Below are 25,432 nucleotides of genomic sequence, written 5' to 3' on the forward strand. Positions count from 1 at the left end.
GGTCAGCAGCCAGTGCAGGGAGGCTATCCGGGAATGCCGAGTCAGCAGCCAGTGCAGGGAGGTTATCCGGGAATGCCAGGCGGCGATGAGAATAACCAGCAGTAAAAAAAATATATTTTAAATACCGGAAGGTAACACCGGTGAAGCATAACGCTGTCATAGAACACAGCGTTATGCTTCGTTTTCAGAAACAATTTGGGAGGAAACTTTCATGGGCAGTAACAATGCACAGACAGGAAGAAACAGAACAGAAGTTAAAGAAAAATTAGATCTGATTCTTGAATCTGCAGAAGCACAGCATCCATTCAGTAAGAAAAACTATGTTTTTATGCGAAAACTTGTTTTTTTGTGGATTGTTGGCAACGATAATCAGATAGTGCAGTATTTAAAATCAGAAATTCAGAGCATTGTTGAAGACAGACGCTCCATCTGGATCATACACAGTGATCCATCCGATATAACAGATAAAGATATTTATCACAAAATCTATGAAGGAATAGAATGTGCATCAACAAATTATCTTGGGGTAGATATGGATCATCTGATGGTCTGCCCGATCCTTCTTAAAGGCTGTTTTGAACAGAAAGAAAATGCAGAGCATTTTACACAGGCAGCTGTTTATGTGCAGGAAGAAATGAAAAAGAGACATCGTTACATTGAATGGAGTCCTTTTGTTCTGACAAGCGATGAAGACATTGATATGACAAGAAATCAGATTCAGTTTTCTGTTCAGTTTATGGAAAGAATCATGAAAGAAGGCAGAAAGGCTTTTCTGGACTGCTGTTGTCCGGCATGTGTAATTTCTGATGTGAATGAAATAGGGCAGGCAATTTCCATAGAGCAGGCAGCCAAAATTATAGTGATGCTTACCGTATTCAGAAATACAAGCTGTGAAAATGAAGATACTCTGGCATCAATTATGATGCCGGTTCAGGAATATGAAAAGGAATATTTCTTTTCTGCGAGAGCAGTTTCCATCTGCGAACCAGTGAAATCATTGATGCTGAACCGTCTGCTGGCAGTCCACAGATGCTTCCAGAATGGTCTGTTTCCGCAGCAGAAACTGTTCGACAATCTGGAACATTCTTTTTTTGAAGGGAAAGAATGGAAGGAACAACTGGATAAAGTCGCTCATGATCAGAATTATACAGTTCTGACAGAGTCTATTTACAGCAATATACCGCTTGCAGATAACAGAATGTATGAGCAGATGTTAAGAAAATTCTGCCAGAAATATTATTTTGAACCTCTTTCGGAGGAGAGAGAGCAATTATTAAAGAAATGGTGGAAATCATTTCTGGAAGAATTTTTTTTGCATTTGGCAGGATCTATGGAGAGTCTGGACAAAATTGAAGAGAACCGGGAAAAAATTATAGATAAAGTACCGAAGCTGAATATAAATAGTCCACAGAACAAGTTTATAAATGACATGAGAAAGAGCTGTGAGGCCTGGCTGATCAATGAACTCAGAGTCTTTCCACAAAAGATGGTTGAGGAGGCAATGAAACCAGAAGGTATTTATGTAAGAGCATTTCGTCAGAATAAAGAATTTCTGCAGGATATTTTTCAAAAGATGGAAGATGCGATGCAGCGAGAGATAAAACGTCTGCAACAGACAGAATTATTGCTGAATACCGGTGGTGGTCATATTTCAAATGCACAGGATGAGGCAGAACACTGGTTTCAGGACTATAAGAACACTGTACCGACGAAAGTAAAAGAAGTTTACAAAGATTATCAGACAATCTTGTGCAGGATGTTCCAGTCAAACGAGAATCATACCGGAACTATGAGCGGAAATCTTCTGGAAAATTACAGCAAGATTGTTTCCGGAAGTATTGAAAGCCGGGAAGCTTACATGAAAAAGAATCTGACGAATCTGGCAGCATCTGATATGGAACAGCTGCTCACAAAGCTGGAGCAGAGTTGGCGGTATCCTCTCCGTATGATCGGAAGCGTAGATCAGAACAAAGAACAGAAACTGTATGTTATGGGAAACAGGGACAATTACCTGTGCAGAAGAATACGGGAGCAGGAGGGGCACTATCAGATCGCATTTAAAGAGTGCCCACTGGATGATCGTCTGGAAATTGTAAGGGTTTCTGACAGAATGACAGAAGGACAGATTATAACAAAAGAACAGGAGAGTGAGAAAGTTGAATTATAAACCGCTGAAAGGATTAAGAGGAATACAGATGCAGGCGGATTTTACAAGATTTCAATTTTCCTGGGATTCTGCCGGAAATGATTCCAGAGTTCATTTCATCTGGATATACAAAGAAGATGAGCTAAACAATCCAAGGATGTTTTCGTATGCACAGTGTATAGATAATCATATACAGGTGGCATTTCAATACAATAATATTCCTATGCAGGAGATACGAAAAATCCGTTTTCTGGTTTTTCTGTCGGAAGATCAGAGAGCTCCTTCAAGAGAAGATCTTGCCAGCCTGTATCAGGATTCGGAATATATCTGCGAAGTATGCTGCGGGACCGGGGAGGTAAAATGGAGATGGTCACAGGAACCTACAGGAATGACCCTTCTTATGAACAGCAACAAAAAAATACCGGAAAATATTCTGTATTATGAATATAGATATGGAAATAAAATATTTCAATTTGAAATACCGGGAGAAATAAATTACGGTGAAAACAGTTATAAAGGTATTTATTTTCCGGCTTTACAGGAACCACCGGTATTAAAGTCCAGAGAACCGAATATTATGCTCTCGGTTGGGAAAGAAGAACCCAGAGGCGGGGGATTTTTTAGAAAATTTGCAGATATGTTCAGAAAATAAGAGGAACAAGGAGAGAAAGCGATGGGATATTATCCGATTAAGTGTGTCCATTGTATGCGTTCTGTAGCAATGGATGAAAGATGCGTAAAAATGGTACCGGAAGAAGTTAAAACGTTCAATTCAAGACTCGACGGATCACAGCCGATAGTAGTCTTAAATAATAGTAAGAAAAACAAGCAGATTGAGTACAAAAGTCTGAGAGAACTTCGAAAAAGTCATGTTATCGAACATGAGGAAATTCATCCAATTAAGATTTCCGGGGAGTATCAGAACATTGAAGAATGTAGAAAAGATTTTGTTCAGTCGATTGATGTGAAGGATCTGGAAATTAATGGAACAAAGATGAGCGGTACGATTCGCAAATTTTACTGTCCATACTGTCATAATGAGATTATTTCAATGGCAGGCAAGCTGCCAATGTATCTGATCAGCATTATGGGACCGAGTTCTGCCGGAAAAACGGTATATCTTACAGTACTTCATAAGCTTCTGGGTGGAAAAAATTATCCGCTGCCGCAGGGACATTTGTCATTCGATAATTTTGGAGAGATGAGTAATGAGTTCCGTAAATTTGCTCTTGATCTTAACAGAACAGGAACTCTGCCAAGTACAACAACAGAAAACCGTAAAGATCCATATCTTCTGCGTGTGAATTATATTGCAGATGATAATTCTCAGGAAGTGAATAAACAGTGTCTTATCGGGCTGATAGATATGCGAGGTGAGATGCTTCATGGGGATCATGATGATGATCTGATGGATTTTAACCTTCCACAGTTTAAAGAAGCGAATGGATTTATCATGATGGTTGATCCGGAGACTCTGGAGGGCGTCTATAACCATCTTCCGGAACAGTATTTTGGAGGAAGAAGCATTGAACAGCTGGATGAGACTCTTGGGTCAATGAGACAGACGATCATAAACTGTATCACAGCAGAGATGGGATGTATTGAAAAACCAAGTGTAGTGGCACTTGCAAAGCAGGATATTCTTTGCAGAAATTACCAGCAGCTTGGAATCCCACTTAACCAGCCGGTAATTGCACCAAATTTCAGACCAGTCAAAGGTACAAATCTTAAGGCATCTTACTATGAGCCGATGAGCAAATCAACCCGATCCTGTATTTCATATCTTTCGGGAAGTTTTACATCATTTCTGGAAACTACTTTTAAGGAACCGTATTTTGTATCACTTTCTGCATTGGGAAGCTTTGTAAATATAAGTGGAAATAAATTGGATAATGTTGCAAAGATACGACCAGTTCGTGTAGAAGAACCGATTCTTAAATTACTGATGGATTTTAATTTCCTTCCAAAGTTCTGCAGTGATGAATATTATGCAGATCAACAGGGAGTCATGAATGAGTGGGGAAAGGATTTTGCAGAAAACTGGGTAGAAAAAGAAGCAATGGATCAGCCAAAAAAACATTTTTGGAACAAAGGTAAATAATAGGAGGGACTTGCCATGATAGGTCAGCATATATATTCCAGATGCCTGGAAGGATATTTCTCAAAATCTGGTCTGAATGCCGACAGTACAACTGTGACGATCAGCATGAATATGTTTGCGAGAATGGAACAGGCAAAGCTGGTTGCAAAAGAATGCGAAAAAATAAGTACGCTGGAAGATATCCGTCCTGTTCCACAGGAAATACAGGGAGCATATCGGGGAGTACTCAAAATCCGAAGATTAAATCAGCAGATTACAGTGGTGTGCCGTTCTTATCGCCTTCATTCCACAGGAAGCGGTGAAAGCAGAGATTTTACATATGGAAGCAGTTATATCCTTGCAGGAGATGATAAGGAACATTTCCTGGAATCACCGGAATATGTACTGAATATTCAGGATTTTGAGGCATATCCTTCAGTTATGCAGCGAATTCAGGAATCCAGAATGCAGGGAAACGGAGGAAAAATTGAGGCAAACGAAGAATATTCTCTGTTTCGAAGCAATGCTTTGGAAATTTCAACAGATATTTTTCAGAAAGCAGGTTTTACAAAAGAGCTTTTTGTAGAATATATTTCCAGTATTATTCAGAGGGTTTCTCTTTCACATTATTCAGGACATGAGAATGATAAGGTACTTATAATTCTGCCGCGGGCATACAACCAGGGATGGGAAAGAAGCGGTGGAAATGCCTATGCAGAAGAAATACTGGTGGCAACAATGAAACTTCTCCCGACATGTGTGGAAGAACAGCTGAATGCAACAACCGGTGGAAGAGAAGATCCAACGGCTCCTGTACTGGATGGATATCAGCTTGTATTTATGGAGCCATGTAATACAAAGAGCTGGAAACTGAGTGAATATTCTGTTATTGATCTGGATCAGCAGGAAAGCTGGATTTCTAAAGATCTGGATACATCGTATGGAGAATTTCTCTGGAATTATCTGAATGCTCCGGAAGTCAGAGAGAAGTTTGAGAAAGAATATGAAAGTCTGTTCAATGAAGGGAAAAGTGAGGAACAGGATCAGGCACCGGAGAAATTCAGTTTTCTTCTGGATCTGCACTGCCAGGAAACGGATGGATTTGCTGATATCCACAAGAGACACCGCCTGTTATTTGATCTGTTAGATTATAACGAAGAAGGCTGGACGGAGAGAAGTACATATGTTGCAGCTGAAATATTGAAACTGGAAATTCGGGAGCCACAGTATGATACTAGACTGGAGAATGCTCTTCTGGAACTGGCAGAGCAGGAAACGTGTCCGTCAGAGTTAAAACCGTTTATTGTAACCGTTCTTCTGCAGAATATTCTGAATGGTAATGGCAGGGAAGAAAGCATTCAGTGGATCTGCCGGGAAATACAGAACGATATGGTTGTGAGCAAACTCAGAGAAGCAAACCAGTATGTGCTGCAGAATGAAGACAGTATTATATGGTACGAAAAAAAATCACTCCTGAAGCTGTATATGGAAATCTGCAAAAATTCAGAACTTGGGGCAGATGAAGGTGTAAAAAGTGAGATTTTGTCAATTCTGACAGACTGGCATATACAGTTATTTATTAAAGGAGACTGGCAGAACTGTGCCACAATTATGAGCATTCTTGCGGCACAGCTGGAAAATCCGGAACTGAGAGAAGAAAACAGAAAAGAAATATATGAAAATCTTCTGGATGTACTGCTTTCCGGAGAGAAAGAAATTGAAAAACAGATTTCGGATATTCTGAAACAGGAAGAACGGAAATTTACTGTATATCCGCGAAATCTGAAACTGTTCCGTGAGTGCTTTGAAAAGAAAGTCCGTGAAAACGGAATCAGTATAGGCGACGGAATAATCTGGCAGTTGACTTATCTTGCTGTGTCCGGAGATGAGGTTTATTTACATGAACACTGGAGACCACTTCACAAAGATCTTGTTGTTAAATACAGAAACATATATAAAAGAGAAATTTTTGAGGAAATCTATAAAGATTTTAGAGGATGGATATCTAACAGTGATGAGAAGAAACTTCCGCTGATATGCAGTGCGGTTGCGGTAACGGAAGCCAATAATCTGCTTTATGGATATCCGGAATATTGTCCAACTATGCAGAAACTGCGTTCGATAATGAAGTTCCTGGAAAATAATGGAAGATATCAGTCAGCAACAAATCTGCTTTACAGACGTTATAGTGTTCTGGAAGAAATGGAACAGAAAAAGTCTTTCTTTATCAATGAATTGAACAGGGAAGAACAGTGGATGCTGCTCTTTAGCAATGAATTTTCCGATAATAAAGATGAACTGTTGAGTAAAGTAAAAGAAGAATTTGCAGGTATGCGAAAAGAATTCTTCAGTGTTGCGAAAAAACTGGAACTGATTGACAAAGAACAGTTAAAGAAAACAGCAGACATTTATTTTGAATTATGTGAGAAGTATATCAGAGAAAATAACAAAAATGCAGATGCACTGGATGCGTGGTGCTGGGTTTGCAGAAATGAAATTCATGAAATAGAAACTATTTCAAAGAATATAAGTTTTAATGCGTATGTTATCAAGCTGTTCCGTCAGAGAATGGCAGCGACATCACAGGAGTCAGCAGAGGCTCTGAGTATAGGTGATATTTTGTTCCTGAAAGAGAAAAAAATTCTGCCTCTGGGAGCAAACTGGGGATTTCTGGATGTGGTTGGCACTTTATATGATGCTGATCCGAATTATCAGTCAGAAGAATTCCTGCAGATTCGAAATAAAATTGTTCTTGAACATAATGATATAATAAAAAAAATATATCTGTCGGCTTTGACAGAAAAGCGTGAGATGCTCCTGAGAGATAACATAAAAAAAGAAATTACATATAATGTTGCTCTTCTGGAGGAGCAGATTCGTCAGGATCTGAAAGGCACAGAGAGGTCGGTTCTTGAAAGTGTGACAATGGCTGTCTGGAGAACCAGAATAGAGAAAGAAAAGATACTTACTGCATTTCAGTTACTGGAAATTATTCTGTGTTATGGAAATCAGAAAGACTATGGTGTATACGATGGTGAATATGTAAAAGAAAGTATTTTACGGGAATTGTTTGCGATAGCTCAGAACAAAATCGAGGTATTTGAGGATAAACAGCTGGTAAATGAATATCGAAAACTGAATCGTACAAACAAAATTCTTATGGAACAGTCCGGAATCATGCAGTGTCTGCAGGAACTGCCAAAAGAGTGGCAGCAGGACTATGCTGTCCGAAGCGAAAGAAATAAATCAGGATGGCTTCTTACAGGAATTTTGAGCGGTGTTTTTGTTTTGGCTGGAATTGCAGCAGAGGTTCTGTTTTTTATTTTTTATAATCATATAAACATAAACATTGCGGTTCTGACAGGCATCCTGTTGAGTGCAGCAGGTATAGTAGGAGCAATTGTAGTTCTTATCTGTATGCTGATTTCACTTAATCGATAGAAAGACGGATGAAGCAGGGAGGAAAAACTGCTGTGAAGGAAGAAAACAACACAGAAAAGAAAGAATTTCCAAAAGATATAGATTATGTAAACCCTTATGTGGGACTGGACAAAATCTATGAAAAAGATCCCTACAAAAATCTGGCGGACGGTTCTAAGAAAAAAAAGACGAAGCAGCCTGCTGAAAAACAAAAACCGGAAAAAAACAGAAAAAGCGGATGGATACTTGGCATAGTACTTGGTATTATGCTGGGCGTTGGCGGATATCTGTTTATCAGTGGAAACGGGAGCGAATTATTAAACCAAAGGTTACAGACCGGCAAAACAGCAAATACAGTAAAACAGGCCAGGGCACCGAGTCAGACTGCAGCGTCAGAACCAACAGCGACACCGGAACCAACAGCGACGCCAGAGCCGACAGCGACGCCGGAACCAACCGCAACGCCTGCACCGGACTGGCATTCAGCAGTTACGGATGAAGAGCAGGAAGCACAGATGAAAGAAGGTACATGGCTGGATCGAAATTATATGACCAGCCTGATGGATGCAAGTGGAGCAAGATATGGTGTCTATGTGATGGATCTTACCAATTATACCAATTATGCGATTGGAGAGGCAGATACTCCGCTTCCGGCATCTGCATTGATTGGAATTCCAATTATGTATACGATTGCAGAGGGAATAGACCGAGGGGTCTACAGTATGGATACGCTCATCAGATTTTCGTATATGTTTCAAAATGGACGGGGTGGATATACAGCACAGCAAAATGGACAGATGCTGACGATAAGAGAACTGCTGGTGGTAGGCCTGACATCCAGTGATAATAATGCCTGGAATTCCCTGATGGATTATCTGACCCGTGAGCAGATTAATACGATATGTCATCAATATGGATATGACAGTGTAGATCTTCAGCGGGCAATTATGAATGGTACATCATCACAGGAGAATTATATCAGTGCAAGGGATGCTGCAATGATGCTGAATGCCATCTATCAGGATAATTTCGATGAAATTGACAGTAACTTTTTAAGACTGTACTTCAGAATATCAGCAAGTGATACTGCCAACAAGGGAATGTATCCGGCATGTACAAATGCAGGCAATCTGCTGAATCTGAATGGTGTTACGCAGACAAGATATAATGAAGTCGGTCTGGTTGAAAATGGAGATGAAGTGTTCATTATGGCAGTACTGACAATAGATGGAAAACAGGAAACATCAGCTCCATGTGTGACAAATGAAGCAGCCTACGTGCTGGCAAATCTGAAAAAGGGGGAAAGGTAAAGTGAATACGGAAACAAAAGGAAAGCCCATAGGAAAAATTCTCCTGATATTTTTTCTGGTTCTGGCATTTACAGGAATCGGAATTCTGCTTCAGGTTTTTGTAAGACAGTCGACGGATCTGACGGCAAAAAAAGATTCAGAAAGTGAAATTCAGAAGCAGATTGAAAATAAAAATAAGGAGATAGCTGGACTGGAAAAGGAAAAAGAAAAGTTAAATTCAAAATTACAAGAACAACAGAAAAAAGCAGCTGAGGAAGAGCAGCAGAAAGCTCAGGAGGGATTGCCGGGACTGCTGGACAGAATAACTCCAGTATTAAAAGAACAGCAAGGAACCTGGTCTGTTTATGTAGAGAACCTGGAGAATGGACAATCTGAGAAGTTTAACGATGCACAGATGAAGGGGGCAGGGCTTTTGAAGCTTTATGTTATGGGAGCCGCCTACACTCAGATTCAGAATGGTACTATTCAGGCAGATGAGAAATTTGTGGAGTCGATACATACAATGATTGGAAACTCTGATAATGAAGTCGCAAATCAGATACTGAATCAGATTGGTGGTATAGAGTATGTAAACCAATATATAAAAGAGAATGGTTATGAAGAAACTATACTGGGGGATCAGTTTGGAGATGGAAGTACCACGTCGGTGTCAGACTGTGGAAAGTTTCTGGAAAGCGTTTACAAGAAATGCGAAGAAGAAGCAGGGAATAGTGAGTCTGAAAATATATCGGACAAAATGATGGCAGACCTCAGAAATCAGAAAAAATCAGGCAAAATCTGTGAAGGACTTGGACAAGCAGGAGGATTTGCAAATAAGACCGGAGATCTTGACGGGGTTGAGAATGAAGTAGCAATTGTATTCAATGAAAATGGACCACACTATATTATATGTATTATGTCTCAGGGTATAAATAAGGAAGCTGCGCCGGGTGTCATTCAGAGTCTGTCTTCAGAAATCTATAATTATTTTTACACAGATGGATCCGGGGAGACGACAGATCCTGAGGACACAGACGAAACAAATTCTGAAGATGAATAAGGCAGGAAATAGCCTGTGGCTGAAGGGAACGACATCTGAAAGTTAAAAGGAAAGGTAACTTTGTTATGACAAAAAAGAAAAAAAGCAGAATCAGAATTATCCTGGGTCTGGTTCTTTGTGTTCTGCTCCTGGTTGGTACAGCAGGTCTGGCCGTGGCAGACAAAAAAGTAAATAATGATCTGCAGCAAGTATCAGACAGCATTGAAAATAATCCAGAACTGACTGCTGCAGAGGAGAGATGCAACAATTTGAAAGCAGAAGTTGAGGACTTAGAAAAACAGGTAAAACCAGAATAGAAAGAATAACGGACGGCAAAACGAGGGGATATTATGGCACTTTTAGAAAAAAACAAAAAGGCAGATACACAAAACGGATTTGGAACAGCTTCTTCCTTCCAGAATCAGCCAGAGAATGCGAACTGGGGAAATTTTGGAAATGATTATGGAAATACAAATGGAAATCCATTTGGGAATAATTATGGAAACGGGGCGGATAACTTTGGTGGTTCACCATTTGGCGGAACTGGAAGTTTTGGCGGGAATGATGGATTTGGTACGGTTAATTATAATATGACTGGTGGAAGGCCGTCGCTCCAGCAAAAAACAGAAACGCATTTTTCAAAAAGCTTTTTGATTGTTTCTATCATAGCATCAGTGATTTTTTTTCTTCTGGGAGAGGTTATTTACAGAACACTTATTACAGATGTGAACTCTGTGTTTTTTATGGGAGTTTACTTTGCTGTGTTCGGACTGATTTTGTCATCTGCATTTTTTATTGTATCCAGAGTGATTGGTTTGGATATCACCTCAAAGAAAATTCTGGTTTCAGGGATCTGCATTCTTATGCTTCTGGTATTGGGGATTTTTTTTGAATTTATTTATGAATTGAACTTTGGTTCTACAATGGTTCAGACAGATAAATATATTTTTGCGATTGATAATTCTGGGTCTATGCAGGATAATGACCCAAATCAGGAAAGAGTGGCGGCAATTAAGAAGCTTCTGGCTAATCGTGAAGACAATGCGCAGTTTGCAGTGTATTCATTTGGAGATGTGATTCAATGTATACGTGAACTGAATCCGATTTCCAATGGAATAGATGATTTTGCAACGTCACCTTCAGGAGGAACTCCGATCGTAGGTGTTTTGAGCAAAATTATGGAAGATATGGAATCTGGAACTCTGCCATATGATGAGGGATGCCAGGTAATCCTTCTCACGGACGGATATGCTACAGATACCAGCTTTTTAAATTTTGAATTAAATAAAACGTTGAAGAAATTCAATAAGAAAAAAATTAGTATCAGTACGGTAGGTCTGGGATATGTAGATGAAAAGTTACTGAATAATATTTCCGGAAAAACTGGTGGAATCAGTGTAACAACAGATAATGTAGATGAACTGGAGAAAGCAATGGCATCTGCAGTGCGGGTGACTGACAGTAGCAGAAATCTTCTGTCATCAAGGGCAAGGACGGATCATAACTGGCTGTATGCACTTATGAGAATTATATTTCTGATTATTCTGGGTGCAGGATTTCTGGGAATTAAACTTGCAGCTACAGATGATACAACCAATGTAAAAATGATCTGCATTTCCTCAATGATCGGAATTGTGGCAGGAGCCCTGGTTATGGAAATTGGTCTAAATCTGATTCTAAGTGAATTTTTTGCCCGTCTCTTGATGTCAGTACTGTTTGGACTGATGATAACGACAATTGAGAAAACTGTAATGACCATGAGTCAGGGCGGACTTGGTGATATCGGTATAAGGCATTTCTAAGTCGCGAAATAAATATAGTCAGCAGAGGAGTTTCAAATGAAAAAGTGCAGTATATGTGGCTGCGAGGTAAATGATAAATTTGCATATTGTCCTCAATGCGGGAACAAACTCAAAGAAGAAAATACAGATGCAGTCTGGCCGGAATTTCCGGAAACAGATCCGTATAATCAGGATGGATTTTATAATGATGACAGTGTGAATTCAAATGAAGAAAATATAAAAGAGAATACTGAAGAAAATCCGCAGGAACAAGATAGTGCAGAAGAGCAATCGGCAGATATTCCTCAGGAGGAAGAAGATTCTTCGTTTTCCTGGCCTTCTTATAACAACTGGCAGACATATGAGGATCCTTACAAAAAGGTAAACATACATGAGTCAGGGAATGCAGACAAAAAGTTTAATAACAGTAAACATGATGACGAATCTGCTGAACCGGCAAAAAGAAACAGTATTTTTGTTCCTGCCGCAATATGTGTAGGAGTGGCGGTAGTGGTATGCTCTGTCCTAATAGCATTAAATGGGGGGAACAAGACTGAAAAACAGCAGGCAAAGGCACTTGTCTCAAATACAGAGAAGGAAGAAAGCGGTGAAAAAGTTCAGGAAGATAATAATGCAAACACAGAAGTAACTATGCCGCCAGAAAAAGAAGAAGTAGTTACTCCAACACCTGAACCAACGGATACGCTAACTCCGACACCTGAACCAACAGCTACACCAACTCCGATGCCTGAAATAACAGCCAGGCTTATAGACGCCAGTGAAGTGAATCTGGAAGGATTTAATGAGAAATTTTTTAATTCTGCACTTGCATCGTCTGTAATTCAACAGGAGAAAGTAAGTAATGATCCGATTTATGCATTTGATGATGATATACAGACGAGTTGGCAGGAAGGTGTGGTAGGATCTGGAATCGGAGAATCTATTGTAGGATACTTTTCTGAAAGCTGTAAGGTTAAATATTTGATGTTCCGTCTGGGAAACTGGAAAACAGACAGGTATTTTTATGGAAATAACAGACCATCTTGTCTTAGAATTCAAATGGAAGATTTCAGTACAGAAATTAATTTTCCAGATAAATATCAGGAATTTTGGGTGGAACTGAGTTACCCATATGAGACAGAATATCTGAGCCTGACGATCGAGGGGGTTCATGCAGGAACTAGTTGGGACGATACTCCGATTACAGATGTCAGGGCTTTTGGAATATAAGAGGGAGGCGCGTGAAAATGAAAAAAAAGATTCTGGAAATTTTTATGTGGGGAATCTGCATTGTTGCTCTGGCGGTAATGAGTACTGTGGTAGTAAGAGAATATCAGAAAAGCCAAAATTCTCTGGAAATCATACAGCAGCAGATAGAGACAATTGCAGCACAGATCGAAGAAGTGAATAAAGCCAATAATAATCTGGAGAAAAGAATCACAGAATTCGAGAAGAAACAGGAAGAAGATAAAAACAGAGAAAGTATAGAAAAGACCACAGTAGAGGATCAGGAACAAAATGAATCAGTTGACGGACAGATCACACAGAGTGGACAAAGTGGAATTACAGATCTGGAAGTGGGAAGCATTGTAGATGTTTCCAAGATAAGCTGGTCAAACCTGGACAGTTATTTTCAGGCATATGAAATTGTAGAGGGAGATGCAGTCTATAACAGAATTATCGGAAAATCATACAGAGAAAATAACGATATAGGATTGGCAGATCTCAGATACTTGAAAGTTCTGCATTATAATTTTGATGGAAATGTGCAGGTAGGAGAAGTGATTGTCAACGCACAGCTTGCCGAAGATTTTCTCAGTGCATTCAAATCATTATATGAAGAACATTATGAAATCCAGAGTATGTATCTTATTGACAATTATTGGACAGGAGATGGCGTCACCAGTGACAATGCATCCATTGAAGTGAATAATACATCCGCGTTTTGTTACAGAACCGCAACGGGAAGCAGTAAACTTTCAAATCATGCGTATGGCTGTGCGATTGATATCAACTCGCAGCAGAATCCGTATGTGACATATGATGGAAATGGAAATGGAAGCTGTTATCATGAGAATGCACAGCAATATCTGGACAGAACAAGTGGGCTGGATCATGTAATAACACATGAGGATATCTGTTACCAGATATTTACAAACCTCGGATTTTCCTGGGGTGGTGACTGGAGTAACGGAATAAAAGATTTTCAGCATTTTGAAAAGCCGTTATACTGATAATGGTGACAGTTAGGAGTGAAAAGGTGTGGAAAAGTTAAAATATGCATTTAATAAAATTAAAAATGGATTTATTATGTTTTTCTGTATTATATGGATTTCAATGATCGCATCATTTATGGCAGTGTCGAGGGCAGAAGGCGGTGCAGAAGTAAATGGATTTTTGTGTTTTATATTCTGGATTATATGTGTCTTTTTGGCTGTAAAAAAGACACATCCAGTTATAATAAGTGTGATAAGCACAGTAGTGATGCTTGGAATCCGGGTTTATAAATTTGGTATAGGAGATATTTCTATAGTGGCCTGGCCGATAATGGAGGTATTGGTTACTGTTGGGACACTATATCTTGTTTATCGAGCTATAGTTCCAGATCAGAAAACAAGAGGAACAAGGAAAACTACCACATACCAGCGGCAGACTCAAAAAACAAAACAGAAGTATAATTCAGACTGGTCGTCTCCTTCATATGGAAATGATTACGAAGACGATTATGAGGATGATTATAACGACGACTACGAAAAAAAGCCAAAGGTAAACCGGAGAGAGGTAAGACGTACTTCTGACTATTCAAATTCAGTGAATGAAGAGAAAAGATATGGGTTGATCAATGGATCCGATGAGTATTGGGAATATAAGGATACAGCTGAAAAAATTTACTGGGATTTCTGTGAAGCAAGAACGACAGACGCACGGAGGATGTATAAACAGGAGGGAGAAGCTTTAAAAAGAAAAATGATCTCAAAATACGGAGCAGATGACGAAAGTGTAAAAACTATAATAGAAAGGTTCTTGGATTTACGTGTCTAAAATTATTAACAAAGGAATCAGTAAAATTGTTGCAGTTATTGTCATAGTATTATTGGCATCCTCTTTTAGAAAAATGATGTCGGATGAAGAGTTTTATACAGCATTTGGCGGTCTTATGGGAACATTGCCATTTGCGAAGCAGATTACAGATATAGTATGTAAAATATTGAAGTATCAGAATAATATTCCGGTATTTTCAAATGTAACAATATTGGAAGATATATTGAAACTGGCGATTATGGCATTTCTTCAGCCGTTCGCCGGAACTGCCCTGACAGGTCTTTTTCTTAAAGTACCGAGTAATTATAAAGAACGGGAAGAATACATGGAAGGCGCAGTCTACAAAATGAAAGAACTGGCTGTTAATGTGATTTCAGCCCCGATACTGGCGTTGTTGGCAGCGTATCTTACAACGATGATTATAGAATACGTTAAAAATAATCTGGGCAACATCAGTTCTGTAATCGTTGCGGTTGCTTCAGTAGTGGGGGTGTTTGCGGTATCGCTTATTCCATTGATAAAATCTGGCGTATCTATGTTAAAAGCATTTTTGTGGAGACTGACAGGAATGCTTGTGGGCGGTATGATAAAATCTTATGGAATCAATGCTATGAGTCTGGCTTTGTATATTGGCATTTTAAAGGGAATGCCAGGGATGATTGGTGGTTCTGTACTTGGATTGATTATCTGGTTAATTATCTTTGATGTAGGAATGAAACTGATCAGAGAATCAATAGTAAGCTTGTGATTGTGACAAAAGATAGCAACCTATGCCAGAGGTTTGAGGAAAGGAGCAGGAAGTAGTATGAATAATTTAAAAAGATTTACGGAGGCACAGCAGCGGGATTATGCACAGGCTCTCAGAGAAATCCAGAACGGCAGGAAAGAAAGTCATTGGATATGGTATATTTTTCCGCAGTTGAAAGGTTTGGGACGAAGCTATACTTCAGATTTTTATGGCATAGTGGACTTGGATGAGGCAAAGGCATTTTTGCAGGATCCATATCTGGGAAAGCATTTACAGAAAATTTCAGAAGCATTATTAAATCTGGACAATGACAATGCAACTCAGATCATGGGAAGACCGGATGACATGAAACTGAAATCTTCCATGACCTTATTTGCCTGTGCAGACCCGGAAAATGCTGTTTTTGAGAAAGTACTGGAAAAATTTTATAATGGACATAAAGATGGGCGGACATTAAAAATGCTTTCGAAAGAAAATGGGTAATACGAAAATGCAGTGGATGAACTGAAATGGAGTAAGCGCTTACGAAATGGATTTATTCTCTATAGAAAATACAGGAATAAAAACCAGCCCCATGAATCAAAATTTTCATGATTCACAGGGCTGATTTTTATTTTACAGAAAAAGTCTATTTCTTCCGTCTGCACAGCCAGAAGCATCCGAATGCAGGAATCTGCACTCCTTTGGCTTCGAGTTCGCGACCGGAGATCAGGTCAGTGTACATACCGTCGTCTTCGTTGATCCATGCAACCTTGTCAAATTCACTGAAGTTATAGATACCGATGAACTTCTCTTCATCATTTTCGCGGACAATAGCAAGGATCGCATCATCCCAGGTATCGATCGTGCGGAACGGTACATCGCTGTTGAATACGCTGTGCTCCATACGAAGGTGTTCCAGTTTATCGAGAACAGGGAAGAGTTTGCCCTGAACAGTTTCCGGACGATTACGGTTCTCGGCGAGATCCCATCGGAAGTTTCCTCTGTGGAGGTAACGGGAATCGGCGGCTTTGTCCGGATCATCCTTGTAGGAGTAATCGTTGAGCTGTGCAATTTCATCACCACTGTAGATGACCGGAATACCGGACTGTGAAAGCATGAATGCATGCAGTGTGATGTCATAACGGATCGCACGGTCAACACCTTCTTCATTTCCTTCAAATCCGAAACGTTCAATACCGCAGAGAGAAGCAGTAGTACCGCAGAGTCTTGCATCACCAAGACGCGGGTCGTCATTGTACAGCTCGCCTCTTGCGAAAGAATCCGGATATTTTCCTGTAAGGAAATCGTTCAGATATTTCTTATGAGGAACTTCCTGGATTCCGAAGTTCTCAAGGTAGTCATAATCCAGACCCCAGCCGATATCATCATGGCAGCGGAGATAATTCTGGAATACGTAATCTCTCGGAAGTCCGGCAACAATATCAAGCTGACGGCGCAGCAGGGAGACATCTCTGGTTGCAACGGTGTGCCAGGTGCTCGCCATGGTTGTTACGTTGTAGAGAAGATGGCATTCCGGTTTATCTACAGTTCCGAAATATGGAACAACCTTTTCAGGAGCCATAACGACTTCTCCGAGAAGAAGGACACCCGGGCAGACAATTTCGCAGATCATACGCATCATACGAACGATAGTGTGTACCTGCGGCAGGTTACGGCAGTTGGTTCCAAGCTGTTTCCAGATATACGGTACGGCATCGAGACGAACAATGTCCACACCCTGGTTTGCAAGATACAGCATGTTAAAGATCATTTCATTGAGAACGATCGGATTGCGATAATTCAGATCCCACTGATAAGGGTAGAATGTAGTCATGACATGTTTATGGATATCATCCAGCCATGTGAAGTTTCCAGGTGCAGTAGTCGGGAATACCTGTGGGCAGGTCTGCTCGTACAGAGACGGAATATCATAGCTGTCAAAGAAGAAGTAGCGGTCCTGATATTCTCTTTCACCGGCGCGTGCACGTTTTGCCCATTCATGATCCTCAGAAGTGTGGTTCATAACAAAGTCCAGGCAGACACTGATTCCACGTTTGTGGCATTCGGAAGTCAGATGTGCAAAATCATCCATGTTTCCGAGCTCTTCCTGTACCTTACGGAAGTCAGCAACTGCATATCCGCCATCGCTGCGTCCTTTAGGGGACTCAAGAAGAGGCATAAGATGGAGATAATTTACATTGCATTCCTGTACATAATCCAGCTTCTTTTCCAGATTGGAGAGCGTACCTGCAAAAGCATTGACATACATCATCATTCCGGTAAGATCATTGCGCTTGTACCATTTCGGGTCCTTTGCACGGCGGATATCGGATTCTTTGAGGTCATTGCTTCTCATATCATAAAATTTCTTGAGTACAGTAAGCAGGTCATTGAGATGCATGGTAACATACGGATTGTCCTGATACAGTTCACAGTAGAGCCATTTCAGCTCGTCAAGATGTCTGGAAAGACGCTCGCAGTAGATCGCATCGTCATCTCTTGCAGGAATCTTGGCAGCCGCTTCTTTGGCAGGAACTTTAGGAGCTTCTGTCTTGGAAGTTTCTACTTTAGCAGTGTCCTCTTTGTGGGACTCAATTTTGACGGATTCTGTTTTGGCAGTTTCCACTTTCACAGGTTCTGTCTTGGTGGTCTCAACTTTGACTGGTTCAACTTTCTTGGTTTCGACCTTAACCGGCTCAGTCTTGGTAGTTTCGACTTTGACGGCCTCAACCTTTTTGGTTTCGACCTTAACCGGCTCCACTTTCTTAGTTTCCACTTTCGCCGTTTCAGCCTCTACTTTTACAGCTTCTTTCACAGGTGCTGTACTTTTGGAAGCAGCAGTCTTGGTTGCTTCACGTTTTTTCTGAAGGCGTTTTTTTGCCATGATTTATTTCCTCCCTGTTTGTTTTTTCTTATATTATAAAGCCCGAATCATAAAATCACAGTTTTATAAATTCCGGCTTACGGTCTTTAAAGACAGTATAATATGTAAAACCGCAGTCGGCAAGAATATCTGCCGCTTTATCAAATGCATAGGCGATCTTGTCCGGACCATGTGCATCGGCACCGATCGTGATGATCTCCCCACCAAGCTGTCGGTAGCGTCGGATGACTGCACGGCAGGGGTTCGGCTCGCCAAGCCCGTAATGGAACCCTCCGGTGTTCAGCTCGATTCCGCAGCCCTTGGAAATGATCGTCCGCAGGATCTCATCAAGAATGTCCTGATAGCGTCCGTAAGAGTATTCGCGGTTCTGGTTGGGACCATATCGTACCACATAGTCGATATGCCCGTAAACATCCATTTCCGAAAATACAGCCAGATTCTCAAGAATGGACTCAAAATATTCCATATAACATTCCGATTCCTTACGCCCCTTGAAGAATTCCCTGTAATAAGGATCCTGACCATGGACGACATGAGAAGAGCCGATCACGAAATCAAAAGGAACCGATTCCAGAAGTTCCTTAAAAGAATGTTCCAGATGCGGCTGAAGCCCAAGCTCGATCCCGAAACGGACATCCAGTTTCGACTGATACTTGTCCCGAAGCATGAAAAGGTTTTCCTGATAGGCAGACAGATCCAGTTCAAAAGTTTCATTATCCGGAGTCGGCGGGTAATCCGGGTCAAGATGCTCGGTAAAGCATACACCATGAAGTCCCCGTCGGATCGCGTCCTGGATCATATCTTCCATAGGAGTGTCAGAATCTGCAGAAAAAGAAGAGTGCATATGACAGTCCCATAAGATTTGATTTGACATTTTTCTGTCCTCCTTTACATGAACTGCACCTATTATAGCATGAGAAAATGCTTCGTGCTACGCTTTCATTTCTATTTTACACATTTTTTATCATGTTTTTTTTAAAATGCACTTGAATTTTTGTACGAGATTCGATACAATATGCAATAGGTTGACGTTTCTTTAACAAACGCCATAATCAACCATTTAATTCATAGGAGGAATTTATCATGGCAGTAAAAGTTGCAATTAATGGATTTGGCCGTATCGGTCGTCTGGCTTTCCGTCAGATGTTTGGAGCAGAAGGATTTGAAATCGTTGCTATCAACGACCTTACATCCCCGAAAATGCTGGCTCACTTATTAAAATATGACTCAACACAGGGAAGATACGCTCTGGCTGACAAAGTAGAAGCAGGAGAAGATTCCATCACAGTTGACGGAAAAGAAATCAAAATCTATGCAAAAGCTAACGCTGCAGAACTTCCGTGGGGAGAAATCGGTGTAGACGTAGTTCTCGAGTGCACAGGTTTCTATACCTCCAAAGACAAAGCTCAGGCTCATATCGATGCAGGTGCTAAACACGTTGTTATTTCCGCTCCGGCTGGAAACGACCTTAAGACAATCGTTTACAATGTAAACCACGAAGGTCTTACAAACGAAGATAAGATCATCTCCGCAGCATCCTGTACAACAAACTGCCTTGCACCAATGGCTAAGGCTCTTAACGATCTTGCACCGATCAAATCTGGTATCATGTGCACAATCCACGCTTACACAGGCGATCAGATGACACTTGATGGACCGCAGAGAAAAGGCGATCTGAGAAGATCCCGTGCAGCTGCAGTTAACATCGTTCCGAACAGCACAGGTGCTGCTAAAGCAATCGGTCTGGTTATCCCAGAACTGAACGGCAAACTGATCGGATCCGCTCAGCGTGTACCAACCCCAACAGGTTCTACAACAATCCTTACAGCAGTAGTTGAAGGAAACGTAACAAAAGAGCAGATCAACGCAGCTATGAAAGCAGCTTCTAATGAATCCTTCGGATACAACGAAGATGAGATCGTATCCAGCGATATCGTTGGTATGAGATTTGGTTCTCTGTTCGATGCTACTCAGACAATGGTTCTGCCACTTGAGAACGGCACAACAGAAGTACAGGTTGTTTCATGGTATGACAACGAAAACTCCTACACAAGCCAGATGGTTCGTACAATCAAACACTTCGGCAAACTTCTGAACGCTTAATCAAGTCCATAAGTTAGAGTGTGGAGCAGGTTATTGCATTGAGCAATAGCACAAATAGACTCAGTCAGGGTCCGGTCTGATTTGGACCGGACCCATTTTTTATGAATTTGGAGGAATATTAGCATGGGATTAAACAAGAAATCCGTTGATGATATCAATGTAAAAGGCCAGAAAGTTCTGGTAAGATGTGACTTTAACGTACCTCTGCAGGACGGCAAAATTACAGATGAGAATCGTCTTGTAGCAGCTCTTCCTACAATCAAGAAGCTGATCGCAGATGGCGGAAAGATCATTCTTTGTTCACACCTTGGCAAACCGAAGGGAGAGCCGAAACCGGAATTATCTCTTGCACCTGTTGCAAAACGTCTTACAGAGCTTCTCGGACAGGAAGTTAAATTCGTTCCGAGCCCGGTTGTTGTTGATGATACTGTCAGAGCAGCTGTAGATGCAATGAAAGACGGAGAAGTTATCCTTCTTGAAAACACACGTTATCGTGCAGAAGAAACCAAAAACGGTGATGAGTTCAGCAAAGATCTGGCTTCTCTTTGCGATGTATTCGTAAACGACGCATTTGGTACAGCCCACAGAGCACACTGCTCCAACGTTGGTGTTACCAAATATGTGGATACAGCAGTAGTTGGATATCTGATGGAGAAAGAAATTGCATTCCTCGGAAATGCTGTTGAAAATCCGGAGAGACCATTCGTAGCTATCCTTGGTGGAGCTAAAGTTTCCAGCAAGATCTCTGTTATCAACAACCTTCTTGACAAAGTTGATACTCTGATCATCGGTGGCGGTATGTCTTACACATTCTCCAAAGCACTTGGCGGACACATTGGTAATTCCCTTTGCGAGGATGATTACCTTCAGTATGCATTAGACATGCTCAAGAAAGCAGAAGAAAAAGGTGTTAAACTTCTTCTTCCAGTTGACAACAGAATCGGAGATGATTTCTCCAACGATTGCAACATTCAGGTTGTAGACCGTGGATGCATCCCGGATGGCTGGGAAGGAATGGACATCGGACCGAAGACAGAGCAGCTTTTCTGCGACGCTGTTAAGGATGCCAAGACTGTTGTTTGGAACGGACCGATGGGCTGCTTCGAAATGCCGAACTTTGCTCATGGTACAGAAGCAGTTGCCAAAGCACTTGCTGACACTGAAGCTACAACTATCATCGGTGGTGGAGACTCTGCAGCAGCAGTTAACATCCTTGGTTATGGCGACAAGATGACCCACATCTCTACAGGTGGTGGAGCATCCCTGGAATTCCTCGAAGGAAAGGAACTGCCAGGTGTAGCAGCAGCAAACGACAAGTAAAAAGCTTAGTGATTGACAAGCCGTAGGCGCAGGCAGAACTTAGCGTTTACTTGGTTCGCCGCTCTTAATGAACGCAAGTCGCAGACGCAGTGTGAATTTAGAGCCAGGCGAACAATGGCTGGTCAAATTACAATATAAAGGGAGATAATAAAAATGGCAAGAAAGAAAATCATCGCTGGAAACTGGAAAATGAACATGACTCCAAGTGAAGCAGTTAAATTAGTAGAAACCCTGAAACCACTCGTACAGAACGACGAAGTTGACGTAGTATTCGGTGTTCCGGCTATCGACATCGTTCCTGTTGTAGAAGCTTGCAAAGGAACAAACATTGCTGTAGCAGCAGAGAACATGTACTTCGAAGAAAAAGGTGCATACACAGGCGAGATCGCTCCGGCTATGCTGGTAGACGCTGGTGTTAAATATGTTATCCTTGGACATTCCGAGAGAAGAGACTACTTCGGAGAAACAAGCGAAGACGTTAACAAGAAAGTCCTCAAAGCATTTGAGCACGGCATCACACCGATCATGTGCTGTGGAGAATCCCTTGAGCAGAGAGAGCAGGGAATCACTATGGACTGGATCCGTCAGCAGGTTAAAGTTGGTCTTCAGAACGTAACAGCAGAGCAGGCTAAAACTATGGTTATCGCTTACGAGCCAATCTGGGCTATCGGAACAGGCAAAACTGCTACAAGCGAGCAGGCTCAGGAAATCTGCAAAGGTATCCGTGAGTGCGTAGCTGAGATCTACGATACAGATACAGCAGAAGCTATCCGTATCCAGTACGGCGGATCTGTAAATGCAGGAAATGCAGCAGAACTGTTTGCTATGGCTGACATCGACGGAGGTCTTGTTGGTGGAGCATCCCTCAAACCAGACTTCGGAAAGATCGTTTGCTACAAATAATAAAACGATAATTAATAAAGCCAGATACTTTGGACCAGTCAGGTGTAAAGTATCTGGCTTTTTGTATTTTTCATACACGTACAAATGTCCGCGCTTGACAAAAGCCATTTTATGCCATACTATAAAAACCGAGTGGTAGAATACACCCTGAAATAAAATAAACAGGGACGAGGAGAAAGGAGCCATTTTCCAATGGAGAAAAAAGTGATTCGAGCAGCCCTTCTGGGTCTTGGTACAGTAGGTACAGGTGTTTACAAAGTAATAAAAAATCAGAAAGAAGAAATGATCCCGAAACTTGGAAGCGAAATAGAGATCAGCAAGATCCTGGTGCGCAATCTTGAGAAAGCAGCAGCCAAGGTAGATGATCCGAAGATCCTGACAAACAATTGGGATGATATCGTAAATGATCCGGAGATCGATGTGGTGATCGAGCTGATCGGCGGCATCGAGCCGGCAAAAACTTACATTTTATCAGCTCTGAATGCAGGAAAACACGTAGTTTCCGCGAACAAAGACCTGATTGCTGTTCACGGTAAGGAGCTTCTTGATGCAGCAGAGGCACATCATGTGGACTTCCTCTTTGAAGCAGCAGTTGCAGGTGGAATTCCGATCATCCGTCCGCTCAAAGAATGTCTGGCAGGCAATCACATGGCAGAAGTTATGGGTATTGTCAACGGAACAACCAACTTTATCCTGACCAAAATGACACAGGAAGGAATGGAATTCAAGGATGCACTGGCTCTTGCGACAGAGCTTGGATACGCAGAGGCAGATCCGACCGCAGATATCGAGGGACTCGACGCAGGACGTAAAGTGGCGATCCTTGCTTCCGTAGCATTCAATTCCAGAGTCGTTTTTGACGACGTATACATCGAAGGAATCACCAAGATCACAGCCAAAGACATCAAATACGCCAAAGAAATGGGCTGTGACATAAAACTCCTCGGAGTAGCAAAGAATACAGAAGAAGGGATTGAGGCATATGTCTGCCCGATGCTGATCCCAAGCAATCATCCGCTTGCAACAGTCAACGATTCTTATAATGCCGTTTTTGTAAACGGAGATGCAGTTGAGAATGCAATGTTCTACGGACGTGGTGCCGGCGAACTTCCGACAGCAAGTGCTGTTGTCGGAGATGTTTTTGAGATTGCAAGAAACATCAAAGCAGACTGCTGTGGACGTATCGGATGTACCTGCTACAAGGAAATCCCGGTAAAGAAAATGGCAGACACCCACAATCGTTATTTCATGCGGCTGATCGTAGAGGACCGTTGCGGTGTGCTGGCTGAGATGACCGCTGTGTTTGCAAAATACGGAGTCAGTGTTGCACAGATCATCCAGAAGGCAGCCCGTGCAGAGGAAAGTGCAGAGGTTGTTGTGATCACTGCCCAGGTTCGTGAGGGAGATTTCCGTACAGCAATGGAAGAATTAAGCGGCAGAAGCTCCGTGCGCAAGATCAGCAGCATGCTTCGCGTTTACGGGGAATAAGATTCAGATAAACGTATGTGATTGGAAATAAATATAAGGAGAGTGCGGCATATGGGAAATATCATGGACTATATCGAGTGGAGAGGCGATCTTCCCTTTACACAGTCAGAATTTAATGACGTAGACAATCTGATCCTGGCATGTTTTTCCTATGTCAATCTGGATGGGATCCCGGAAGCAGCCAGCCAGAATGGAATAGAACTCAAAGCGCTCACAGAGAAATTTCTTCGACTTCATACTGAGAAAGAACTCAAAGAAGACAAATCTTTTATCCGCTTTGCACCGTTTATGATGCTTGAAATGGCAAAGACCGAACGCTTCGGACAGTGTGTGATCCGTAATTATGTGAATGAGATCGTGGCGGAGGAAGCGCAGCAGTTTTCGGCGGTGGAAATTTGTCTGAGTGATGGAACTTCTTATATATCTTTCCGCGGGACCGATGATACGATCGTCGGCTGGAAAGAAGATTTTAATCTGAGTACGGGCGTTGTTCCGGCGCAGGAGAGGGCAGTGGAATATTTAAGAAGGATTGCCGGCAGTTTACAGGAAATGGTCCGCGTCGGCGGCCACTCCAAAGGTGGAAATCTTGCTGTTTACGGTGCCGTGATGTGCAAAGAGATCCATCCGTGGATCCTTCAGGTTTACTCAAATGACGGACCGGGATTTTCCAGGGAATTTCTGGAACTTCCTGAAACAGAAGCACTTCTTCCAAAAGTCACCAGGATCATTCCAGAATATTCGATCATCGGAACACTTCTGGAGCATTCCAAAGAACCGGTTCTTGTTGCAAGTTCCAACAAAGGGCTGCTGCAGCACGACGGTTTTTCCTGGGAAGTCAGTGGAAATCATTTCGCCAGCAAAGAACAGCTGAGCAGCAGGGCAGAAACTTTTGTCAGTATTCTGCACAAGTGGATCGACGGCATGGATGTAGAACAGAAAAAAGTCCTGATCGAAGATCTTTTTTCCACGATCGAAGCGTCTGGCTCTGAGAATTTAAGTGAGATCCAGGCAGGTGGTCTCAAGAGCTTCACTGCCATGCTAAAACGGATTGAAAGTTTTGCCCCGGAATCAAGAGAAATGGTGCAGGAACTTTTTCTCGCATTGTTCGGCGGATGGCTGGAGCAGCTGAAACTTCCTGACATGGAAAAAATTCCATTTTTACCGCAGAGCTTTTCCGATAAAATCCTTGAAAAATTCTAAATTTTTG

Annotated in this window: 20 protein-coding genes; 18 read left to right on the forward strand and 2 right to left on the reverse strand. The window is 41.6% G+C overall.

All coding sequences use genetic code 11. The features are described from left to right. Positions 1-211: 211 nt before the first annotated feature. The 13 genes from DXC01_RS12130 to DXC01_RS12190 all read left to right on the forward strand — a co-directional run bounded on the left by DXC01_RS12130 (position 212) and on the right by DXC01_RS12190 (position 16,028). Entirely contained in the window at positions 212-2,167 is a 1,956-nt protein-coding gene (locus tag DXC01_RS12130; RefSeq protein ID WP_118699001.1) for a hypothetical protein, read from the forward strand. Beyond that, entirely contained in the window at positions 2,157-2,798 is a 642-nt protein-coding gene (locus tag DXC01_RS12135) for a hypothetical protein (RefSeq protein WP_118251923.1), read from the forward strand. The genes DXC01_RS12130 and DXC01_RS12135 overlap by 11 nt, the downstream gene beginning before the upstream one ends. A gap of 21 nt (positions 2,799-2,819) precedes the next feature. Then, positions 2,820-4,247 (forward strand): TRAFAC clade GTPase domain-containing protein, encoded by a 1,428-nt coding sequence (locus tag DXC01_RS12140; protein ID WP_118251922.1) that lies wholly within the window; start codon positions 2,820-2,822, stop codon positions 4,245-4,247. A 15-nt stretch (positions 4,248-4,262) separates the two neighbouring features. Continuing rightward, on the forward strand, positions 4,263-7,667 hold the full coding sequence (locus DXC01_RS12145) for a hypothetical protein (protein WP_118251921.1): 3,405 nt from the start codon (positions 4,263-4,265) through the stop codon (positions 7,665-7,667). A 32-nt stretch (positions 7,668-7,699) separates the two neighbouring features. After that, positions 7,700-8,956, forward strand: coding sequence for a serine hydrolase (locus tag DXC01_RS12150; protein WP_147399633.1), 1,257 nt, complete (start codon positions 7,700-7,702; stop codon positions 8,954-8,956). Position 8,957: 1 nt separating this feature from the next. Next, positions 8,958-9,995, forward strand: a complete 1,038-nt coding sequence (locus DXC01_RS12155) for a serine hydrolase (protein WP_118251919.1) — start codon at positions 8,958-8,960, stop codon at positions 9,993-9,995. A gap of 152 nt (positions 9,996-10,147) precedes the next feature. Then, positions 10,148-10,291 carry a hypothetical protein gene (locus DXC01_RS20135; protein WP_158565275.1) on the forward strand — a complete coding sequence of 48 codons (144 nt, stop codon included), beginning with the start codon at positions 10,148-10,150 and terminating at the stop codon, positions 10,289-10,291. A gap of 33 nt (positions 10,292-10,324) precedes the next feature. Further along, positions 10,325-11,776: a vWA domain-containing protein gene (locus tag DXC01_RS12165; protein ID WP_118251917.1), complete on the forward strand. Its 1,452-nt coding sequence runs from the start codon at positions 10,325-10,327 to the stop codon at positions 11,774-11,776. A gap of 36 nt (positions 11,777-11,812) precedes the next feature. Next, positions 11,813-12,985, forward strand: a complete 1,173-nt coding sequence (locus DXC01_RS12170; RefSeq protein WP_118251916.1) for an NADase-type glycan-binding domain-containing protein — start codon at positions 11,813-11,815, stop codon at positions 12,983-12,985. Positions 12,986-13,002: 17 nt separating this feature from the next. Beyond that, complete coding sequence (locus tag DXC01_RS12175; protein ID WP_243002325.1) at positions 13,003-13,989, forward strand: M15 family metallopeptidase; 987 nt, start codon at positions 13,003-13,005, stop codon at positions 13,987-13,989. Positions 13,990-14,017: 28 nt separating this feature from the next. Continuing rightward, positions 14,018-14,797 carry a hypothetical protein gene (locus DXC01_RS12180; protein WP_118251915.1) on the forward strand — a complete coding sequence of 260 codons (780 nt, stop codon included), beginning with the start codon at positions 14,018-14,020 and terminating at the stop codon, positions 14,795-14,797. Next, positions 14,790-15,545, forward strand: a complete 756-nt coding sequence (locus tag DXC01_RS12185; RefSeq protein WP_147399634.1) for a hypothetical protein — start codon at positions 14,790-14,792, stop codon at positions 15,543-15,545. The genes DXC01_RS12180 and DXC01_RS12185 overlap by 8 nt, the downstream gene beginning before the upstream one ends. Before the next feature lie 57 nt (positions 15,546-15,602). After that, a complete protein-coding gene (locus tag DXC01_RS12190) occupies positions 15,603-16,028 on the forward strand; it encodes a DUF1810 domain-containing protein (RefSeq protein WP_118251913.1) in 426 nt (141 codons plus the stop codon). Positions 16,029-16,173: 145 nt separating this feature from the next. On the opposite strand, the gene DXC01_RS12195 is transcribed toward DXC01_RS12190, so the two are convergent. After that, positions 16,174-18,411, reverse strand: coding sequence for an alpha-amylase family glycosyl hydrolase (locus DXC01_RS12195; RefSeq protein ID WP_199705003.1), 2,238 nt, complete (start codon positions 18,409-18,411; stop codon positions 16,174-16,176). Positions 18,412-18,466: 55 nt separating this feature from the next. Then, positions 18,467-19,285, reverse strand: coding sequence for a histidinol-phosphatase HisJ family protein (locus DXC01_RS12200; RefSeq protein WP_173905207.1), 819 nt, complete (start codon positions 19,283-19,285; stop codon positions 18,467-18,469). Positions 19,286-19,494: 209 nt separating this feature from the next. Here DXC01_RS12200 and gap point away from each other — a divergent pair, with 209 nt between their 5' ends. The 5 genes from gap to DXC01_RS12225 all read left to right on the forward strand — a co-directional run bounded on the left by gap (position 19,495) and on the right by DXC01_RS12225 (position 25,425). Next, positions 19,495-20,514 carry a type I glyceraldehyde-3-phosphate dehydrogenase gene (gene gap / locus DXC01_RS12205; RefSeq protein WP_015541145.1) on the forward strand — a complete coding sequence of 340 codons (1,020 nt, stop codon included), beginning with the start codon at positions 19,495-19,497 and terminating at the stop codon, positions 20,512-20,514. 123 nt (positions 20,515-20,637) lie between these two features. After that, positions 20,638-21,834 (forward strand): phosphoglycerate kinase, encoded by a 1,197-nt coding sequence (locus DXC01_RS12210; protein ID WP_118251912.1) that lies wholly within the window; start codon positions 20,638-20,640, stop codon positions 21,832-21,834. 153 nt (positions 21,835-21,987) lie between these two features. After that, on the forward strand, positions 21,988-22,737 hold the full coding sequence (gene tpiA / locus DXC01_RS12215; RefSeq protein ID WP_022213724.1) for a triose-phosphate isomerase: 750 nt from the start codon (positions 21,988-21,990) through the stop codon (positions 22,735-22,737). Positions 22,738-22,929: 192 nt separating this feature from the next. Beyond that, positions 22,930-24,225, forward strand: a complete 1,296-nt coding sequence (locus DXC01_RS12220) for a homoserine dehydrogenase (RefSeq protein ID WP_022213725.1) — start codon at positions 22,930-22,932, stop codon at positions 24,223-24,225. Positions 24,226-24,276: 51 nt separating this feature from the next. Next, entirely contained in the window at positions 24,277-25,425 is a 1,149-nt protein-coding gene (locus tag DXC01_RS12225) for a DUF2974 domain-containing protein (protein ID WP_118699004.1), read from the forward strand. Positions 25,426-25,432: the final 7 nt, after the last annotated feature.

This window comes from Blautia sp. OM07-19 (assembly GCF_003481595.1).
GTDB classification, from domain to species: domain Bacteria; phylum Bacillota; class Clostridia; order Lachnospirales; family Lachnospiraceae; genus Blautia_A; species Blautia_A intestinihominis.

Excerpts from the sequence above, each read along its gene's own strand:
- DXC01_RS12130 (WP_118699001.1), top strand. The coding sequence starts at position 212 with ATGGGCAGTAACAATGCACAGACAGGAAGAAACAGAACAGAAGTTAAA.
- DXC01_RS12140 (WP_118251922.1), top strand. The coding sequence starts at position 2,820 with ATGGGATATTATCCGATTAAGTGTGTCCATTGTATGCGTTCTGTAGCA.
- DXC01_RS12145 (WP_118251921.1), top strand. The coding sequence starts at position 4,263 with ATGATAGGTCAGCATATATATTCCAGATGCCTGGAAGGATATTTCTCA.
- DXC01_RS12165 (WP_118251917.1), top strand. The coding sequence starts at position 10,325 with ATGGCACTTTTAGAAAAAAACAAAAAGGCAGATACACAAAACGGATTT.
- DXC01_RS12170 (WP_118251916.1), top strand. The coding sequence starts at position 11,813 with ATGAAAAAGTGCAGTATATGTGGCTGCGAGGTAAATGATAAATTTGCA.
- DXC01_RS12175 (WP_243002325.1), top strand. The coding sequence starts at position 13,003 with ATGAAAAAAAAGATTCTGGAAATTTTTATGTGGGGAATCTGCATTGTT.
- DXC01_RS12190 (WP_118251913.1), top strand. The coding sequence starts at position 15,603 with ATGAATAATTTAAAAAGATTTACGGAGGCACAGCAGCGGGATTATGCA.
- DXC01_RS12195 (WP_199705003.1), bottom strand. The coding sequence starts at position 18,411 with ATGGCAAAAAAACGCCTTCAGAAAAAACGTGAAGCAACCAAGACTGCT.
- DXC01_RS12200 (WP_173905207.1), bottom strand. The coding sequence starts at position 19,285 with ATGTCAAATCAAATCTTATGGGACTGTCATATGCACTCTTCTTTTTCT.
- gap (WP_015541145.1), top strand. The coding sequence starts at position 19,495 with ATGGCAGTAAAAGTTGCAATTAATGGATTTGGCCGTATCGGTCGTCTG.
- DXC01_RS12210 (WP_118251912.1), top strand. The coding sequence starts at position 20,638 with ATGGGATTAAACAAGAAATCCGTTGATGATATCAATGTAAAAGGCCAG.
- tpiA (WP_022213724.1), top strand. The coding sequence starts at position 21,988 with ATGGCAAGAAAGAAAATCATCGCTGGAAACTGGAAAATGAACATGACT.
- DXC01_RS12220 (WP_022213725.1), top strand. The coding sequence starts at position 22,930 with ATGGAGAAAAAAGTGATTCGAGCAGCCCTTCTGGGTCTTGGTACAGTA.
- DXC01_RS12225 (WP_118699004.1), top strand. The coding sequence starts at position 24,277 with ATGGGAAATATCATGGACTATATCGAGTGGAGAGGCGATCTTCCCTTT.